Consider the following 18,740-nt stretch of genomic DNA (forward strand, 5'->3'; position numbering starts at 1 on the left):
CAGCCTCGTTGTGGCCTCGTGGCCGGAGCGGTCCCTCGTCCGGCGGCTTCGAAACGAACAACGCACAGTGCGGACAAGGCCATTGACATCACCACTCGCCGTGGAGACCGTGTGACGGCAAACGTCTTTTCATGCGCAGGGTTCCGAAGACCGTCATCGGTGTGACGACACGGTCGACCGCTCCGGAGCGACCGGCTGGACGACCTCGATGCGGTGATCCGAGAAGAGCCCGCCTTGGGTGAGGCATGGACACGGGGGTGCCATGAGGAACGTTCGTAGGCTGCCGTTGGTGGTGGCGGTCGTGGTGGGGCTGGCGCTGCTCGTGGGTCTGGGCGTGGTGGTGAGCGCGTCCGTGGGTGGTTCGGGCAGCGACTGCGAGGTACGGCTGGAGGTCAACTCCTCGACGGAGAAGGGCAACCTGCTCATCGACCTGGCCGAGGAGTACAACGACTCCGGGCGGAAGCTCGCGGGCGGGGAGTGCGCCCGGGTGGAGGTGTCGGAGACGAGTTCCGGCGTCGCCAAGGACGCGCTGGCCCAGGGATGGGACGAGCGGCGCGACGGCGCGCCCGAACCGCAGGTGTGGACGCCGTCCTCCTCGCTGTGGCTGACGCTGCTCCGGCGCGACGCGACCGCCGCCGACCGGACCCTGCTCACCGGCGAGGAACCGCGGTCGCTCGCCACCAGCCCGCTGGCGATCGCCATGCCCCGACCGATGGCCCAGGCGCTCGGCTGGCCGGAGAAACAGATCGGCTGGCGGGACGTGCTGTCGCTGACGGAGAAGGGCTGGGCCTCGGTCGGCCGGCCCGAGTGGGGCCGTTTCAGCCTCGGCAAGGACAACCCGCACACCTCCACCTCGGGTCTGGGCGCGACCGTGGCCGCCTTCTACGCCGCCACCGGCCGCTCCAGCGACCTCACGGTGAAGGAGGTCGAGGACCCGAAGACCCGGCGGTTCGTGGCCGGGGTCGAGGCGGGCGTCCTGCACTACGCCTCCGACGCGACCGCGTACATGGCCAACCTCGCCGAGGCGGACGCCGACGGGCAGGCGCTGTCGTACGCCAGTGCCATCGCCGTACAGGAGCAGTTGATCCACCTGTACAACCAGGGCAGCCCCACGGGTGAGACCGACCGGATCGGCAAGGGGAAGAAGCCGCAGGTGCCTCTGGTGGCGGTGCACCCGGCCGACGGCACGCTGATGTTCGACCACCCGTTCGTGGTGTTGCCCTCGGCCTCCGCACAACAGCGGTCCGCAGCCGCCGACTTCCGCGCCTTCCTGTTGGAGGACGCCCAGCAGAAGCGCTTCCAGCAGACCGGATTCCGCGACCACGAGGGCAACGCCGGCGGCGAACTGGCCCGCTCGGTCAGCCTGTCCGAGCAGAGTGAGCGGAACCTGTCGCTGATCGACCCGCCCGCGCCCGAGGTGCTCGCGGCGATCGTGGACAGCTGGGACGAACTGCGCAAGAAGGCCCGGGTGTTGCTCGTCATGGATGTCTCCGGATCGATGAAGCAGCCCGCGGGCGGCGGACAGAGCCGGCTGGAGGCGGCCAAGAAGGCCGCCGTCGGCACCCTCGGCCTCTACCACCCCGACGACGAGGTCGGTCTGTGGGCGTTCTCCACCGAGACCGGCGACCACCCCCAGCCTTACCGGCAGATCGTGCCCCCCGGCCGCATCCGCGACAGCGAACAGCGGCTCGCCGAGGCCATCAACGGGCTCAGCGCCGAAGGCGGCACCGCCCTCTACGCCACCGTGCGCGCCGCCCAGCAGGAGATGCTGGCCGACCTGGACACCGACCGCATCAACGCCGTCGTCGTGCTCACCGACGGCAGGAACGAGTATCCGCCCGACAACGATCTCGACGCGCTGCTGGGCGACCTCGACGCCGGTCAACTGGAGCGCTCCGTACGCGTCTTCACCGTCGCCTTCAGCGACCAGGCCGACTTCTCCACGCTCACGAAGATCGCCGGCGCCACCAAGGCCACCTCCTACGACGCCCGCGACCCGGCGGTCATCGACAAGGTGATGGTCTCCGTCATCAGCAACTTCTGAACCGTAGGCACCCGCCGGTACCTGAGGACGGATCCGGATCCCCTTTTGGGCAGTAGCTCCAGATCGGACACCATGGGCAGTGCAGAGAGGGAGGACACGACGGGGCACCGTCTTCTTCCCGCCGTAGCGGTCGCGCTGTTCGCCGTCGCGGGCGGCGTCACGGCCTTCCTCGCCGGTGCCCCGGCCGTCACCGCGCTGCCTGCCGGCGCGGGCGTCGGCGGCCTCGTCTGGGCGGCGCACGCGGTCACCGGCCGTCTCACCCGCCCCGCGCCCTCGGTATCCGCGAGGCCCGCGGCCGGCCGGCCGGGCGCCCAGGACGCGGACCGGCCGACGGACGCACCGGCCGAACCGCCCGCCGACGCCGGCCGATGGCTGACCCGCGCGGCAGCGGCAGCCGACCGGCTGGAGCACCAGGCCCGGCAGAGCCCCAGCGCCTCGCTCTGGCCCGCGCTGGCAACGGCGGCGACATCCGTACGCGGCGCGGCCGACCGGCTCGCCGCGGCAGCCGAGGCGGTCCGTGTCATCGACACCATCGGCGCGTCCGCCGACCACCGCGTCCTGTACCGCGAGCAGGCACGCCTGGAGGAAGAGGCCCGAGCCCTCCCCGACGGCCCACTGCGGCGAGCCAAACGGGATGCCGCCCGCGCGACGGGCGAACGCATCGCGACCCTGAAGCGGCTGGCCGAACTGCGTCAACTCCTGATCACCACCATGGAGGCCACCGCCCTGCGCCTGGAGGCCGCGGCCGAGCGAGGCGCCATGCTGCTGTCCCTCCAGGCCGCGACGGACGTCTCAGCCGTCCCGACGGACCTCACCGTCCTCGACCACGAGCTGGAAGCCGTACAGGCCGGCCTCGACACGCTCGACGAGATCACCCGCTCACTGCACGGAACAACCGGCGACCAGCCGGAGTGAGGGGGCGGCACATGCTCGGAAGAAGCCTTCGTGTCGTGGTGGTGCCGTTGGCCCTGGTCATCCACCTGGTCGTGGAGTGCTGGTCGGTCCTGGAGGGCAAAGTACGGTTCGTGGCCGTGCTGCTGTGGTCCCTGGTCGTCGTACCGATCGCGGTCTCTTTCGCCTCCCGCAACCAAGGGGACAGATGGGTGCTGGCCTCCCTCGTCCTCGCGGTCATCTCGGTCGTCCTGGCGGTGACGCTCGCCGGGTCCTGGGACTGGGGCGGGCGTCGGACCGCGTTACCCGGACTCACCGCCGCCGCTCTGCTCCTCACGGCACCGTGGCTGGCCCCCTGGGCCCTCCACGATCTGGCCGGGCGGCCCGCCTCGGCCCGCGTCGTCGAGGCCGAGCCCACCCTCGACATGGAAGACGAGGACACCTGGCTCACCCGCTACCGCCTCGCCGACGCGGCGACCGGACGCGACCTCGGTTCGATGCGGTACGGCCCGCGATCACGCACACCCGTCGGTGCCGTCATCACCGTCTCGGTGGTCCCTGACGGCTGGGCCGAGCCCATCGCCACCGAACGCCTGGACGACACCGATGTGGAACCAGGCATCACCGCCTTCGCGGCCCTCGGCATCATCCATCTCCTTGCCTACGCCGTGACGGCGCTGACCTGGCCCCGCGACTGGTGAGCGTCGCGGTCCTCCACGCCGTAGAACTGCCGAGGACAGCGCCCGCGACGGCACAACTCCCCTGCTCTCACGCCTGATTCGCCCGCCACCGCGCCTTACAACTCCACCCGCCGCCCCACCCCGATCTCCTCCGCCGCCTGGTCCGACACCACCGCGAACGCCCCGCCCGGTACGCCGGGCAGCGCGGCCACCCGCGAGGCGACGGCCAGGAGAACGGCCTCCGGGGCCCCGGTGACGAAGAAGACGTGCGCCCCCTCGTACTCGTCGCTCTCGTCGTAATCCTCCGCCTCCTCCAGGTCCGCGAGGAAGTCGTCGACCCGGTCGATCCAGGGGAAGGGGTGGGAGCCTTCGGGAGTGGCGGGAACTTCCTCAAGGGGTACGTGAATCTCGACGACAATGTCCATGGTCCGCATTGTCGCTGGCCAAGCCCCGACGCAACACGGCCCCGACCTCGCCCCCACTACCCCCCGTACGCCCGTGCCGCCCGCCCCTCCCGCAACGTCCGCCCCCACCACACCACCTGCCCCAACATCACCCCCACCGCCGCATCCGGCCCCGCCGGGTCCCTCAGCCTGCCCTCCTCGTCGAAGGACGCGCTCGCGTTGTGGAAGGAGACCGTGTCGCGGACCGTCGTCGCGTGGAGTTCCGCGAAGACCTGGCGGAGGTGTTCCACGGCGCGCAGGCCGCCCGAGACTCCGCCGTACGAGACGAAGGCGACCGGCTTGGCCTGCCATTCCGTGTAGTGCCAGTCGATGAGGTTCTTGAGGGCGGCCGGGTAGGAGTGGTTGTACTCGGGGGTCAGGACCACGAACGCGTCCGCCGCCGCCAGCTTCGGCGTGATCTCCGCCAGCTGGGTCCTCGCCCCGGCATCCGTCGCGAACGTCGTCGGCAGGGTCGTCTCCGCCACGTCCACCACCTCCGCCACGACGTCGTCGCGGTCTGCGATCCGGGTCAGGAGCCAGTCGGCCACCACCGGGCCGAAACGGCCCTCACGGTTGCTGCCGACGACCACGGTCACACGTACGGGCTCAATCGGTTCGCTCTGTGTCTGCATGCCGCACAGGCTCCTACCTCAAGTTTCCTTGAGGTCAAGCCGCCCGTCCGCCCGTCCGTTTGCCACCCTCCCGGTCACCCGTTCACACCCCCCTGCTCCACCCATCGGGTTCTCCTCCCCCGCCCTCCCGTCGTACGGCGATGACCTGCCCGAATGCCGACACGCCTGGCCGTTTCCCGCGTCCCCCCGCCACCCGTTCACCCCATTTCTGACGCACCCTCAGGAAGCGCTCCCCGCCCCCTGCCACTTACCTCGGTAGCAGACCACCCCGTTCGCAAGCTCTCGGATCTCGGAGGAGCAAGCCCGATGCGACGTACCGCCGCCGCCCGTCTGCTGACCGGTACCGCGCTCGCCGTCGTCCTCGCCGGGCCCGCTCACGCCGGTACCGGCGGTTCGCTCAAGGTCTACCCGGCGACCGTCACCCCCGGTTCCCAGGTCACCGTCGACACCACGGCCTGCGGTGCGGGCGGTACCGCCGCCGGGGACGCCAGCGCGGTGGGCGCCGGGGCGTTCGTACTCGCGCCCGGTACGCGCGAGGAGGTCGCCGCCGGGCGGTTCCGGGTGCCGCCGGGCGCGCAGCCGGGGACGTACGAGATCGTCGCCCGATGTGACGGAGGCGCCCAGGCCGACGGGCGGCGGGTGAGCGGTGATCTGGTCGTCACGCTCACCTCGACCCGGCCGCCCGCCGCGCATCCCAGGGGGAGTGTGAAGACGGGGGTCGGTGGCGCGCTCGGTCCCGACCCCGTGCAGACCGCGGCCGGTGTGGCGGCTCTCGCCGTCGCCGCCGCGGGCGGTACCTGGCTCCTGCATCGCCGGGCGAGAGGCGACAGGATCTGACGGACACCCTCCGCTGTCCGTCCGCCGGTACCGCACGTCCCCCTCCCCTCCGGGCCCGACGCCCCTCGCGGCCCGGAGGGGGGACCGGGGGTGAAACGTCAGGGTGAGACACCGGGGTGGATCAGGGGCATCCAGGAGGCCCACGTGCGCAGACTCACCAACCTCGCCATAGCCGTCGCCACCCTCGCCGCCCTCCTCTCCGGCGCCTGGCTCGTACGCGGCGGCGGCGACACCAACGCCCCGCCACAGCCCTCCGCCGCCCAGGCCGCCCGTACGCCCGTACAGCAGTCCGCGCGTCCCGAGTCGGCGCCGGCCCTCCCGGCCTCCCCGCCCCTCCGCATCCGTATCCCCGCCATCCGCGTGAACGCCCCGCTGATGGGCCTCGGCCTCACCCCCACCGGCAGCCTGGACGTACCGCCCGCCGAGCGCGAGAACCTCGCCGGGTGGTACGAGGCCGGGACCGCCCCCGGCGAGACGGGCACGGCGATCGTCGCCGGGCATGTCGACAACGCCGACGGGCCGTCCGTCTTCTACCGCCTCGGCGCCCTGCGCAAGGGCGGCGCGATCGACGTCGAGCGGCGCGACGGGACCGTCGCCCGCTTCACCGTCGACGCCGTCGAGGTGTACAAGTCCGCGAACTTCCCTGATGAGAAGGTGTACGGCGCCGCGTCCCGGCCCGAGCTGCGCGTCATCACCTGCGGCGGCGGCTACACACCGGGGAGGGGGTACGAGGGGAACGTCGTCGTCTTCGCCCACCTGACCGGCAGCAACCCATGAGCCCCCGGCTCACGCCAACCACTGCTGGTACGCCAGGTTCGCCACCAGCGTGAACACCACCACCAGCAGCACCACCCGTACGAACCCGCTCCCCTTCTTCAGCGCCGTGTGCGCCCCCACCGTCCCGCCCACCAGGTTGAACCCGGCGAGCAGCGCGCCCAGCTGCCAGTACACCGTGCCCTGCCAGGCGAAGATCGCGAGAGCGCCCGCGTTGGTGCAGCAGTTGACGACCTTGGCGGTGGCGGAGGCCGTCACCAGGTCCAGGTGGAGGAGTGCCGTGAGCGCCAGGACCAGGAACGTACCCGTGCCGGGGCCGATGAGACCGTCGTAGAAGCCGATGCCCAGGCCCGCGAGTCCGATCGCGGCGAGGACGCGGCGCGCGGAGACCGGGGTGGTCGCCGGGGCCGTACCGAAGGCAGGCTTGAAGATCACGAAGGCGCCGACGCCCAGCAGGACGACCATGATGACCGGCTTCAGGGTGTCCGTGCTCATCCCGGCGGCCACGAACGCCCCGGCCGTCGACCCGGCGACCGCCGCCAGCCCGATGCGGACCGCGAGGCGCACGTCGACCGGCGTCTTGCGGGTGTACGTCACGGCCGCGCCCGTGGTGCCGACGATCGCCATCGCCTTGTTGGTGCCGAGCGCGTACTGCGCCGCCGAGGACGTGTCCGGCAGGCCCAGCAGCAGTACGGGCATCATGAGCAGGCCGCCGCCGCCCACGACCGCGTCGATCCAGCCGGCCGCGAGGGCGGCGAGGCAGAGGGCGACGATCACGGGCAGGGATATGTCGGGCATGATCGCGAGCATAGGTCGCGCGGCTGTCGGCCCAGGACGCGGGATGCCTCCCGGCTGTAGGGTTCACGCACCTCACAGGCACCCTCCGCCCGCCCGCCGAACCCTCACACCCCTCCCCCGCCCCCGCTGAGGGAAGCGTGCCTCCCGGGAAACAGACGTGATGCGGTCGGGTAACACCGGCAACGCACGCTGCCGTACATGACCTCGAATGCGCGTGTGGTGGTGATCGGCGCCGGGCTCGCGGGCGTCCGGCTCGCCCGGCGGCTCGGCGAGCTGGGGATGTCCGCCTCGGACGTCGTGCTCGTCGGCGAGGAGGAGCACCGCCCGTACAACAGGGTGCTGCTCGCCGAGGTCCTCGCCGGGCGGTACGCCCCCGAGGTGATCGCCCTGCCGACGCCGGACCGGCTGGTCCGGGCCCGGGCGGAGCACATCGACCGCGCCGACCGGACCGTGCACTGCTCCGACGGGTCCTCGATCGCATACGACACGCTCGTGCTCGCGACCGGGTCCAATCCCGTACTCCCGCCCCTGCGTGGACTGTTCACCCCCGACCACGAACTCCCTTCCGGTGTCCACGCGTTCAGGACGATGGACGACTGTCTTGGGCTGTCCAAGGACGTACGTCCAGGAGCCCGGGCCGTCGTCATCGGCGGCGGGCTCCTCGGTGTCTCCGCCGCCCGCGCCCTCGCCGTACGCGGCGCGCAGGTCGTCCTCGCCCAGCAGGCCGAGCGGCTGATGGAACGTCAGCTGGACCCGGGCGCATCGGAGTTGGTGCTGCGCCACCTCAAGGAGCTGGGCGTGGAGGTGCACACCGAGTGCCGGGTACGGGACGTGCGCTGCGTGGGCGGCAGGGTGCGGTCCGTCGAACTGGCCGACCACTACGCCCTCGACGCCGACCTCGTCGTCCTGGCCTGCGGGGTCCACCCCAGGGTCGGGCTCGCGCGCGACGCCGGGCTCGCCGTGCACAAGGGCATCATCGTCGACGACGAACTGCGCACCTCCGACCCGCACATCCGGGCCCTCGGGGACTGCGCCCAGCACCAGGGGACGGTCTACGGTCTCGCCACCCCCGCCCTCGAACAGGCCGAAGTCCTGGCCGAGTTGATCGCCGACGCCGACAACGGCAACAACGGCGGTGACTCCGGGGTCCGTTACACCGGCACCCGCGCCCTCACCCGGCTCACCCTCACCGACTTCACCGCCGACAACAACGGTGTCGGCGGTACCGGCAACCCCTTCGACCTCGCCGCGTTCGGCGAGACCACCCCCCGCCCCGGCGACGACGTCATCCAGCTCGCCGACGCCACCCGGGGCACCTACCGCAAGGTCGTCGTCCGTGACGACCGGCTGGTCGGCGGGGTGCTCGTCGGCGAACTCGGCACCGTCGGCGCCCTCGCGCGCGCCTGGGAGGGAGCAGAGCCGCTCCCCACCGACGGCGGCCCGTTGCTCCACCTGCTCACCAACGATGGAGGCTCCTGATGACCGCCACTCCGGAGGCCACGGAGGCCACCCCCACGATCGTCCTCGTCGGCCACGGCATGGTCGGCCAGCGCTTCCTCGAAGCCCTCGCCGACCGTGGTCTGACCGCCGCGCACCGCGTGGTCGTACTGTGCGAGGAACCGCGCCCGGCCTACGACCGCGTGGCGCTGACCTCGTACTTCTCCGGCAAGACGCCCGAGGACCTCTCGATGACCGACATGGCGTTCATCGAGAAGGAGGGCATCGAGCTGTACGTCGGCGACCCGGCGGAGACCATCGACCGCGAGGCGAAGCGCGTGACCGCCCGCTCGGGCATGGTCGTCGACTACGACATCCTCGTCCTCGCCACCGGCTCCTACCCCTTCGTCCCGCCGGTCCCCAACAAGGACGCCAAGGGCTGCTTCGTCTACCGGACCATCGAGGATCTCCTCGCGATCGAGGAGTACGCCAGCACCCGGACGACAGGTGCCGTGGTCGGTGGCGGGCTGCTCGGGCTTGAGGCGGCCGGTGCGCTCAAGGGGCTCGGACTCACCTCCCACATCGTGGAGTTCGCGCCGCGCCTGATGCCGGTGCAGGTCGACGACGGGGGCGGTGCGGCGCTGCTGCGGACCATCCAGGAGATGGGACTTGCCGTCCACACCGGTGTGGGCACGCAGGAGATCGTCGTCGACGCGGACGGCGCGGTCACCGGGATGAAGCTGTCCGACGGTTCCGAACTCGCCACCGAGCTGGTCGTGTTCAGCGCCGGTGTCCGGCCGAGGGACCAACTCGCCCGCGACTGCGGCCTGTCCGTCGGCGAGCGCGGTGGCATCGCGGTCGACGACCAGTGCCGTACGGTCAACGACCCACACGTCTTCGCCATCGGCGAGTGCGCGCTGGCCTCCGACGGCCGGGTGTACGGCCTGGTCGCCCCCGGTTACGAGCAGGCCGAGACGGCCGCCGCGACCATCGCCGCCGACGAGGCCGAGCAACTCTCCTTCACCGGCGCCGATCTCTCCACCAAGCTGAAGCTCCTCGGCGTGGACGTCGCCTCCTTCGGCGACGCGCACGGCGCCACCGCCGACTGCCTCGACGTCGTCTACTCCGACTCCCGCTCGGGCCTGTACAAGAAGCTCGTCATCGGCCGCGACGGCACCCTGCTCGGCGGCATCCTGGTCGGCGACGCGGAGGCCTACGGCACGCTGAAGGCGTTCACCGGCTCGGTCCCGCCCGTCTCCCCCGAGTCGCTCGTACTGCCCGCCGGTGCCGGGGAGTCCGTCCAGCTCGGCCCGTCCGCGCTGCCGGACGACGCGATCATCTGCTCCTGCAACAACGTCCGCAAGGGCACGATCCGGGGCGCGGTCACCGAGCACAACTGCACCACCGTGCCCGAGGTCAAGAAGTGCACCAAGGCCGGTACGACGTGCGGGAGTTGCGTCAAGGTGCTGGGTCAGCTCGTCACCGCCGAGCTGGAGGCGAGCGGTGTCGTCGTCGACAAGGGCCTGTGCGGCTGCTTCTCGCAGACCCGCGAGGAGCTGTACGAGATCGTCCTCGCCCTGCGCGTCAACACCTACCAGGACCTGCTCGACCGCTACGGCCGCGACAGCGCCAAGGGCGGTGACGGCTGCGACATCTGCAAGCCGGCCGTCGCGTCGATCATCGCCTCCCTCGCCCCGACCATCGGCGCGAGCGTCCACGTCCTCGACGGCGAGCAGGCTGCTCTCCAGGAGACCAACGACCACTTCCTCGCCAACCTCCAGAAGAACGGCTCGTACTCGGTCGTCCCGCGCATCCCCGGCGGTGAGATCACCCCCGAGGGCCTGATCGTCATCGGCGAGATCGCCCGCGACTTCGGCCTCTACACGAAGATCACCGGCGGTCAGCGGATCGACATGTTCGGCGCGCGGGTCGAGCAACTCCCGCTGATCTGGACGAGGTTGGTGGACGCCGGCTTCGAGTCCGGCCACGCCTACGGCAAGTCCCTGCGTACGGTCAAGTCCTGCGTCGGCCAGACCTGGTGCCGTTACGGCGTCCAGGACTCCGTCCGCATGGCGATCGACCTGGAGCTGCGCTACCGGGGGCTCAGGTCGCCGCACAAGCTCAAGTCGGCGGTGTCGGGCTGCGCCCGCGAGTGCGCCGAGGCCCAGTCCAAGGACTTCGGCATCATCGCCACCTCGGGCGGCTGGAACCTGTACGTCGGCGGCAACGGCGGCGCCACCCCACGTCACGCGGACCTGCTGGCCCAGGACCTGAACGACGCCGAACTCATCAAGCTGATCGACCGGTTCCTGATGTTCTACATCCGTACGGCGGACCGGCTGGAGCGCACGTCGACCTGGCTGGAGCGCATCCCGGGCGGCCTGGAGCACGTACGCGACGTGGTCGTCGAGGACTCGCTCGGCATCTGCGAGGAGCTGGAGTCGCTGATGACCTCGCATGTCGCGCACTACCGCGACGAGTGGGCCGACACCATCAACGACCCCGAGAAGCTGGCCCGGTTCGTGTCCTTCGTGAACGCGCCGGACACCCCTGACCCGGTCGTCGGCTTCGTCCCCGAGCGCGACCAGATCAAGCCCGACCTGCCGCTGCTGTCCATCGGCCTGCGCCCGGCCGAAGACGTCCTGGAAGGATCCGCCCAGCGATGACCCTCGCACCCGAGACCACCGACCTGAAGATCCAACTCCGCCTGAGCGACAGCCTCGACGACTGGTTCACCGTCTGCGACCTGAGCGTCCTGCTCCCGGGCCGCGGCGTGGCGGCCCTGCTGCCGGACGGCCGCCAGGCGGCCATCTTCCGCGACCGCGCGGGCACCCTGTACGCCATCGACAACCGCGACCCGTTCGGCGGCGCGGCGGTCCTCTCCCGAGGCCTCACCGGCACCCACCAGGGCCGCCCGTACGTCGCCTCGCCGCTCCTCAAGCAGCGCTTCGACCTGGAGTCGGGCCGCTGCCTGGACGACGAGACGGTGGCGGTGACGGTGTACGAGGTCCGCACCGCCGCCTGACACGGCCTACGGTCCAGGGCCTACGGCTCAGGCCTTCAAGCCCTCGTACGACACCCCGGTCAGCTGCTCGGAGGCGGCCCAAAGCCGTTCCCCCGCGCGGTCGTTGAGCGTCCAGGAGGCCCGCCAGGACTTGGCGGGGGCGCCGCGCCAGCCCAGGAACCTGGGGCCGATGAACGCGTCGGGCAGTACGCCGGGCGCGGTGGCCGCGTACAGCGAGGGCAGGGCGCCCGCGTCGGCGGACTGGGCGAAGTAGCGGTTGCCGATCTCCATGAACCGCTCGGCGCCCCTGCGGCCCTGGATCTTCGGCGCGGCGGTCTGCAGGTTGGTCGCCGCGTACCCGGGATGCGCGGCGGCGGCCACGACCCCGGAACCGACCGCGGCCAACCTGCGCGCCAGCTCGTGCGTGAAGAGCAGGTTGGCCGTCTTGGAACGCCCGTAGGCGATCCAACGCCGGTAGTCGCGCTCACTGTTGAGGTCGTCGATGTCGATGTTGGCGAACGCGTGGGTGCCGCTGGAGAGGTTCACGATCCGGGCGCCGGGCGTACCGGACAGCGCCGGGAAGAGCAGCCCGGTGAGCGCGAAGTGCCCGAGGTGGTTGACCCCGAACTGCGTCTCGAACCCGTCCGCCGTCGTCCCGTAGGGCAGCGCCATCACGCCCGCGTTGTTGACGAGCAGATCGATCCGCTCGTACGGCAGCACGGTCGCGAACTCCCGTACGGAGCCCAGGTCTCCGAGGTCCAGCCGCCAGAACTCGGCGATGGCGTCCGGCACTTCGGCGAGAAGCCGCCCGACCGCCTCGTCCCCGCGCGCCTCGCTCCGGCACGCGAGCACGACCCGGGCCCCCTTGCGCGCCAACTCCCGCGCGGTGACGTACCCGAGACCGCTGTTGGCCCCGGTGACCACGGCCGTACGGCCACTCTGGTCGGGGATGTCCTGCGCGCTCCAGCCCGACATGTCCGGGTTACCTCCATTGGCGGGTCCGACCGGTCCTGTGGTTCCGGTTCGCCTCCCAGACTGCGCCGGACGGGCCCCCGATGGCCAGTTCCGCGTACGGCAAGTCTCCCGTCCCGCCGTCGTCCGTCAGGGCTTGCGGCCCACTCCGCAGTAGGCGTCGACGGCCGGGGCGGGGTCGGTCGGTCCGGGGCCCGGGCGCCACTCGGGTACCTGGACCACGCCCGGGTCCGCGAGGTCGAGGCCGTCGAAGAAGCCCGCGATCTCGCCGATGCTTCGCACGTAGTACGGCACGGCGCCGCTCGCGTTGTACGCCTCCGAGGCGGCGATCATGCCCTCGCTGGTGGCGGTGCTGTCGCTGATCACCAGGTGGCTGCCCGACGGCAGGCCCGCCATCAGCCGGCCCACCAGGTCGCGTGCCTGGTCGTAATCGGCCACGTGACCAAGGGTGTTGAGGATCATCAGGGCGACCGGCTTGGTGAGGTCCAGGGTGCCTGCCGCCGCCTCCAGGATGGCCTCGGGGGCGTAGAGGTCGGCGTTCAGATAGACCGTGCGGCCCTCGGGGGTGCTCGCCAGCAGGGCGTCCGCGTGGGCCAGCACGATGGGGTCGTTGTCGACGTACACGATCCTGGCGTCCGGGGCGGCGCGCTGCGCGACCTCGTGGGTGTTGTCGGCGGTCGGCAGGCCGGTGCCGACGTCCAGGAACTGGCGTATGCCCTGCTCGTCGGCGAGATAACGGACCGCGCGGCCCAGGAAGTGCCGGCTGGTGACGGCCACGTCCACGAGACCCGGGAAGATCTCCTTGATGTGGTCCCCGATCTCCCGGTCCACCTCGTAGTTGTCCTTGCCGCCCACGAAGTAGTTCCAGAAGCGGGCCGAGTGCGGCTTGGTGGTGTCGATACGGATCCGGGGGCGGGCGCCGGTACCTGTCGAGGGGGTGGTGGTGTCGTCGTCTAACACGGCGGGGCCTCCTGTGTTCCGCTGCTGATCATCAGGGACCAACGTAGGTCAACTCAGCGGCTCCGCCCGGGAGTTATGAAGATCCGCACTCACTCACCGTAGGGTTCTGGCCATCCTGTGTGTCCGGTTGCTCAGTGCACGAGCGGTGCGTACCTGTCCGGGACCGGTCCCGTGTCCAGGTAGAACCACTCGGCGTCGGGGCCGGGTACCGGCGGCATCAGCTTCCCCTCGATCGCTTCCTCGATGGGTTTCTCGGTCGGTTTCTCGGTGGGCCCACCCGGCATCAGCAGGTCCACCCGCGTCCCCGACCCCCGCTGCTGCGCGGCGAATTCCTCGACCTGGCTGCGGCAGGCGTGGTCCAGGTGGGTCACGCCGGTCAGGTCGAGACGGATGCGGGGCTTGCCGGACTCGGCGGCTGCCTCCAGTGCCTCGATGACCTGCGGGAGCCGCAGGAAGGTCGCGTTGCCCGCCATGACGACCTGGGCGGTCTCGACATCGCCTTCGATGTCCTGGCGGATGACCGTGCGGGACATGCGCAGGGCGGCCAGGACGACCCCGGCGGCCAGTCCGATGAGGACGCCCTCCAGCAGCGCGGTCGCCACGATGACCAGCGTCGTCACCGTCATCACCGCGAACTCGCCCCGGTCCTGGCGCCACATCTTCGGGAACTCCTCGGGCGCGAACAGCTTCCAGCCGCTGTGCACGAGGACGCCCGCGAGCACCGAGATCGGGATCAGCGCGAGCACCTGCGGCAGCAGCAGCGCGAAGGCGAGCAGCCAAAGGCCGTGCAGCGTACGGGAGATACGGGTCTTCGCGCCCGCCTGCACGTTGGCCGAACTGCGCGCCACCACCGCCGTGATGGGCAGCGCGCCGAGCAGCCCGGCGACCGTGTTTCCGGCGCCCTGTGCGACGAGTTCGGCGTTGTAACGGGTGCGCGGGCCGCTGTGCATCCGGTCGACGGCCGCCGCCGTGAACAGGCTCTCGGCCGAGGCGATCACGGTGAAGGTGACGATCGCGGTCAGGATCCCTACGTCGGCCAGTCCCGCCAACTGCCCTGGTCCCGGCACGTCCACGGACGCCAGCAGGTTGCCCACCTGGAGCGTCTTCACGTCCACGCCGGGCAGCGCGGCGACCCCGATCCCGATGCCCACGGCGACCAGCGCGGCCGGGACCTTCTTCACCGGGCCCGGCAGCTTCTTCCACTGGAAGCTGAGAACGACGGTGACGACGCCGAGCAGGGCTGCCGTCATCGCCTGCCGGTCGGCGAGGGTGTCGGCGAGCAGGCCGGGTACGCCCGCGATGTTCTCCAGCGGGGTACCGGGGGCCTTCGAGTCGGACATCGGGTACAACTGGCCGAAGATCAGGGGGAGTCCGATGCCGGCCAGCATGCCCTGGACGACGGCGAGCGAGATGGCCTGGAACATCCGGCCGAGCCGTACCAGGCCGAGGACGATCTGCAGGATCCCCGACCCGAGCACGATCACACCGAGCGAGGCGACGCCGAACTCCAGCACTGTCTCGGCGACCAGTGCGGCGAGTCCGGCGGCGGGGCCGCTGACCTGGAGGGTGCTGCCCCGGGCCGCCCCGACCACCAGCCCGCCGATGACCCCGGAGATGATGCCGAGTTCGGCGGGCACCCCGGACGCGACCGCGACGCCGATACAGAGCGGCAGCGCCACCAGGAAGACGACGAGGGAGGCGGTGATCTCGGTGGCGAGGTCGGTGCGTCCGGCGCCGCCCTTGGCCCGGCCCGCGTCCGAAGTGGGCTTCCGCAGCGGGGTGGCCGGAGTCGGCGCGGGCGGGCGCGTACGTGTGCCCTGGGCGTGCCGTGCGTGCTGCCCGCTCATGCCGCGTGCACCCGGAAGCGTTCGTCCTCGTCCAGCTCGTACACCCGGCCGGTGTCGACCTCGTAGTACCAGCCGTGCAGCCACAGTCGGCCCGAGTCGAGCCGCTGCCGCACCACCGGGTAGCCGCTCAGTACGGCCAGCTGGTTGACGACGTTGCGCTGCGCCACCTCGGGCAGGGTCGCCGGGTGGTCGGAGGAATCGCCGAGTACGGGGGCCAGTTCCGGGCGGGCCAGCTCCAGCCAGGCGTCCACGCCGGGCAGCGCGGACAGGTCGTCGCCGGACTTCAGGGCGCCCATCGCGCCGCAGTGGGAGTGGCCGCAGACGACGAGATGCTGAACGCCGAGCACCTCCAGTGCGTACTCGATGGTGGCCGCCTCACCGGAGGCGGCCCCGAACGCGCTGTGCGGCGGGACGATATTGCCCGCATTCCGCAGCTCGAATATCTCGCCGGGCCTTGCTCCGGTGATCAGGGCGGGTATCACCCGCGAGTCCGAGCAGGTTATGAACAATACCTCCGGACATTGCCCCTGTGCCAGTTTCCGGTATTCACCGCTCTCGAAATCCACCTGCCGCTTGAACGACCTGGCGCGGTCCAGCAATGCCTTCATGAGCCCTCCAGATACCGCTTGACGTGGGATTACTCCTGCCACCACAAACGCTAGAGGAGCACCACCCAGGGGACGGCCAGCGGAAGGTTAGAGCAACACTAAATCCAGGCCAGATTTCCCCACCGGGTCATCGCGGCATTCTTGCGTCTTGTAACGTGGCGGCGTCAGGAATTCATGCACACCATGGAAGTGAGACAGGGCGTATGGGCGTACGGGTGCTGCTCATCGAGGACGACGAGACGATCGCCGAACCGCTGGCCGAGGGCCTGCGCAACTTCGGGCTGACGGTCGTGCACGTCGCCACCGGTGCCGAGGGCCTGCGAGGACCGCACGGCGACGTCGTCCTGCTCGACCTGGGTCTGCCGGACATGGACGGCATCGACGTCTGCCGGGGCATCCGCCGGACCTCCGAGGTCCCGATCATCATCCTCAGCGCGCGTGGCGACGAGGCCGACCGTGTCCTGGGCCTGGAACTGGGTGCGGACGACTACCTGGCGAAACCTTTCAGCCTGCGGGAACTGGTGGCCCGGATAAGGGCGGTGACCCGGCGGGTACGACGTCCGGAGCAGTACGGGACGACCCAGGAGCCGACCGCCGCGTACGAGGTTCCCGCCCACGTGCCTCCGGCGCCGCCCGCACCGACTCCCCCGCCTACCTCCTACGAGGCGTACGAATCCTTCGACTCGTACCCCTCGCAGACCGCGCCTCCGCCGACCGCGCCTCCGCAGACCGCACCCCCGCAGACCGCCCACTGGCAGCCCGCGCCCGGCCCGCCCGAACCGGCGGCGCCCGGCCCGGGCCCCGCTCCCGGTCCCGGCCCCGGTCCCCTGGTCGTCGACCGCCGTACCCGTCAGGTGTGGGTCGGCGATGTCCATGTCGCCCTGACACCCAAGGAGTTCGAGCTGCTGGCGCTGCTCTCCGAGGACCCGGGGGCCGTGTACTCCCGGAGCCAGATCCTCACCCGGGTCTGGGACACCCACTACCAGGGGCCGACCAAGACACTGGACGTCCATGTGGCCACCCTGCGGCGGAAGTTGGGCGACCCGGCGTGGATCCAGACGTTGCGCGGGGTCGGTTTCCGACTCGCCGTGCGCACCCCCGGAGCGCCCAGGGCAGCCGCCTCATGACCCGTCGTCTGCTGCTGAGTTACCTCAGTCTGGCCGCCCTCGTCCTGCTCGGTCTGGAGATCCCGCTGGGCTTCGTCTACTCACGGGCCGAGCGGGAGCGGATCGTCAACTCCGCCAACGAGGAGGCCGAGTCGGTGGCGGCGTACGCCGCGCTGTCCCTGGCCTCCGGGCGCCCGGACGAGCTGGCGGCGCGGGCCGCGCACTGCGCCCGGCGGATCGGCGGCCAGGTGTTCATCGTCGACGCGCGCGGCCGACTGATCGCCACCTCGCACCAGTTGACGGGCGCGGAGCAGCAGGAGCTGGTCTCGCGCCCGGAGGTGACGGCCGCGCTCGACGGTACGGCGACCACCCATGTCCGTACGTCCACGATCGGCGGGGTGCAGTATCTGTCGGTGGCGTCGCCGGTCGGGCACGGGACCGGCGAAGTGAAGGGCGCGGTACGGATCACGCTGCCCACGGAGATGGTGCAGTCCCGGGTCCACCAGGTGTGGCTGCTGCTGGCCGCCGTCGGGCTCGCGGTGCTGGCGGCCGTGGCCGTCGTGGCGTTCGCGTGCGCACGCTGGGCGGGGCGGCCGATCCGTGAACTGGAGCGGGCCACGCACGAGTTGGCGGACGGTGTGGCGGCGACGCCGGTCGCGGTGACCTCGGGTCCGCCCGAAGTACGCAGTCTGGCAGCCGCGTTCAACCGTACGGCCGCCCGGCTCGCCCATCTCCTCGCCTCGCAGCGGGCGTTCGCGGGCGAGGCCTCGCACCAGCTGAAGACTCCGCTGGCCGCGCTGCGGCTCCGTCTGGAGAACCTGGAGCCGGACATCGCCCAGCACGCCCGGGGCAGCCTCACCGCCGCGATGACGGAGACGGACCGGCTGGCCCGGATGGTCGAGGGGCTGCTCGCGATGGCCCGCCTGGAGGAGGACGCGGCGCCGCCCGGTCCGGTCGACCTGGCCGGCATCTGCGCGGAACGGCACGGGACCTGGGCCCCGCTGTTCGAGCGGCAGGGCGTGTCCCTGGTCCTGTTCACGGGCGGCACGGGACCGGTGGGACCGGCCCTGGCGCTGCCGGGAGCGGTGGAACAGATCATCGACAACCTGCTGTCGAACGCCCTGCGGGTCTCGCCCGCGAACAGCACGGTGGCCATGGAACTCCGCTCGGCCGCTCCGGCCCACCCTCGCCGTCCCCACCTGAGCCAGTTGAGCCACCTCAACCACCGCGACCCCCGGGCCACTTGGATCGACCTGCACATCACCGACGAGGGTCCCGGGATGACGGCGGAGCAGCGCGGGCGGGCCTTCGACCGTTTCTGGCGTGCGCCCGGCGCCCCCAAGGGCGGTACGGGCCTGGGCCTGGCCCTCGTACAGCGGCTCGCGCTGGCGAGCGGCGGGGAGGCGAGTCTGCGGGCGGCGGCAACGGGCGGGCTGGACGCGGTGGTTCGGCTGCCGTCGGCCCAACACGCCGTACAGGGACAGTCGTTCGGCGGCCGGACGGGGACCGGGACGGGCCTGCTGCGCCGGGAGACGCCCGTGCTGCGCGCCTGAGGCGAGCAAGGCGAACAACCGGCGGCCAGGACACCTCGTACGACCGCCGGCGCGACACCACGCGTACATGACAATTACACCCCGCCGCCCTAGGGTCCCTGACGTCACGGCACGTCACGCCACCCCCCTTGGAGCGAGAGTGGACGCACGAGTC

Annotated in this window: 17 protein-coding genes; 10 read left to right on the plus strand and 7 right to left on the minus strand. The window is 71.3% G+C overall.

All coding sequences use genetic code 11. The features are described from left to right. Positions 1-262: 262 nt before the first annotated feature. The 3 genes from CW359_RS21935 to CW359_RS21945 all read left to right on the plus strand — a co-directional run bounded on the left by CW359_RS21935 (position 263) and on the right by CW359_RS21945 (position 3,636). A complete protein-coding gene (locus tag CW359_RS21935) occupies positions 263-2,044 on the plus strand; it encodes a vWA domain-containing protein (protein WP_105971781.1) in 1,782 nt (593 codons plus the stop codon). A gap of 72 nt (positions 2,045-2,116) precedes the next feature. Beyond that, entirely contained in the window at positions 2,117-2,959 is an 843-nt protein-coding gene (locus CW359_RS45365; protein WP_105971782.1) for a hypothetical protein, read from the plus strand. A gap of 11 nt (positions 2,960-2,970) precedes the next feature. Continuing rightward, a complete protein-coding gene (locus CW359_RS21945) occupies positions 2,971-3,636 on the plus strand; it encodes a hypothetical protein (protein WP_157968610.1) in 666 nt (221 codons plus the stop codon). 95 nt (positions 3,637-3,731) lie between these two features. On the opposite strand, the gene CW359_RS21950 is transcribed toward CW359_RS21945, so the two are convergent. Next, the gene (locus CW359_RS21950) at positions 3,732-4,040 is read right to left on the minus strand and encodes a hypothetical protein (RefSeq protein WP_232838520.1); all 309 of its coding nucleotides are present in this window, start codon (positions 4,038-4,040) and stop codon (positions 3,732-3,734) included. Positions 4,041-4,096: 56 nt separating this feature from the next. Beyond that, on the minus strand, positions 4,097-4,690 hold the full coding sequence (locus tag CW359_RS21955) for an NADPH-dependent FMN reductase (protein ID WP_105971785.1): 594 nt from the start codon (positions 4,688-4,690) through the stop codon (positions 4,097-4,099). Between the two features lie 306 nt (positions 4,691-4,996). Between CW359_RS21955 and CW359_RS21960 the strand changes: the two genes are divergently transcribed. Both CW359_RS21960 and CW359_RS21965 read left to right on the plus strand, forming a co-directional pair. Next, positions 4,997-5,527: a hypothetical protein gene (locus tag CW359_RS21960; protein WP_105971786.1), complete on the plus strand. Its 531-nt coding sequence runs from the start codon at positions 4,997-4,999 to the stop codon at positions 5,525-5,527. Between the two features lie 144 nt (positions 5,528-5,671). Further along, entirely contained in the window at positions 5,672-6,304 is a 633-nt protein-coding gene (locus CW359_RS21965) for a class F sortase (RefSeq protein ID WP_105971787.1), read from the plus strand. Positions 6,305-6,313: 9 nt separating this feature from the next. On the opposite strand, the gene CW359_RS21970 is transcribed toward CW359_RS21965, so the two are convergent. Beyond that, positions 6,314-7,099, minus strand: a complete 786-nt coding sequence (locus tag CW359_RS21970) for a sulfite exporter TauE/SafE family protein (protein ID WP_105971882.1) — start codon at positions 7,097-7,099, stop codon at positions 6,314-6,316. 198 nt (positions 7,100-7,297) lie between these two features. Here CW359_RS21970 and CW359_RS21975 point away from each other — a divergent pair, with 198 nt between their 5' ends. From CW359_RS21975 to nirD, 3 genes are read left to right on the plus strand one after another with little or no spacing between them, the layout of a single operon-like run. Then, a complete protein-coding gene (locus CW359_RS21975; protein WP_105971788.1) occupies positions 7,298-8,578 on the plus strand; it encodes an NAD(P)/FAD-dependent oxidoreductase in 1,281 nt (426 codons plus the stop codon). After that, entirely contained in the window at positions 8,578-11,202 is a 2,625-nt protein-coding gene (gene nirB, locus CW359_RS21980) for a nitrite reductase large subunit NirB (protein WP_105971789.1), read from the plus strand. The genes CW359_RS21975 and nirB overlap by 1 nt, the downstream gene beginning before the upstream one ends. Further along, positions 11,199-11,561, plus strand: a complete 363-nt coding sequence (gene nirD, locus CW359_RS21985) for a nitrite reductase small subunit NirD (RefSeq protein ID WP_105971790.1) — start codon at positions 11,199-11,201, stop codon at positions 11,559-11,561. Before nirB ends, nirD begins: the two co-directional genes overlap by 4 nt. A gap of 27 nt (positions 11,562-11,588) precedes the next feature. Here the strand turns inward: nirD and CW359_RS21990 are convergent, their stop codons facing one another. The 4 genes from CW359_RS21990 to CW359_RS22005 form a co-directional block, all read right to left on the minus strand. Further along, positions 11,589-12,515, minus strand: coding sequence for an oxidoreductase (locus CW359_RS21990; RefSeq protein ID WP_105971791.1), 927 nt, complete (start codon positions 12,513-12,515; stop codon positions 11,589-11,591). Positions 12,516-12,641: 126 nt separating this feature from the next. Then, positions 12,642-13,472 carry an SAM-dependent methyltransferase gene (locus CW359_RS21995; RefSeq protein WP_105971792.1) on the minus strand — a complete coding sequence of 277 codons (831 nt, stop codon included), beginning with the start codon at positions 13,470-13,472 and terminating at the stop codon, positions 12,642-12,644. A gap of 131 nt (positions 13,473-13,603) precedes the next feature. Continuing rightward, positions 13,604-15,319, minus strand: a complete 1,716-nt coding sequence (locus tag CW359_RS22000; RefSeq protein ID WP_105971793.1) for a SulP family inorganic anion transporter — start codon at positions 15,317-15,319, stop codon at positions 13,604-13,606. Continuing rightward, on the minus strand, positions 15,316-15,927 hold the full coding sequence (locus CW359_RS22005; protein WP_105971794.1) for a carbonic anhydrase: 612 nt from the start codon (positions 15,925-15,927) through the stop codon (positions 15,316-15,318). Before CW359_RS22005 ends, CW359_RS22000 begins: the two co-directional genes overlap by 4 nt. Before the next feature lie 203 nt (positions 15,928-16,130). Here CW359_RS22005 and CW359_RS22010 point away from each other — a divergent pair, with 203 nt between their 5' ends. Continuing rightward, the gene (locus CW359_RS22010; RefSeq protein WP_105971795.1) at positions 16,131-17,054 is read left to right on the plus strand and encodes a response regulator transcription factor; all 924 of its coding nucleotides are present in this window, start codon (positions 16,131-16,133) and stop codon (positions 17,052-17,054) included. Further along, positions 17,051-18,586, plus strand: coding sequence for a sensor histidine kinase (locus CW359_RS22015; protein ID WP_105971796.1), 1,536 nt, complete (start codon positions 17,051-17,053; stop codon positions 18,584-18,586). The genes CW359_RS22010 and CW359_RS22015 overlap by 4 nt, the downstream gene beginning before the upstream one ends. Positions 18,587-18,740: the final 154 nt, after the last annotated feature.

Source organism: Streptomyces geranii (assembly GCF_002954775.1).
In the GTDB taxonomy this organism is placed as follows: domain Bacteria; phylum Actinomycetota; class Actinomycetes; order Streptomycetales; family Streptomycetaceae; genus Streptomyces; species Streptomyces geranii.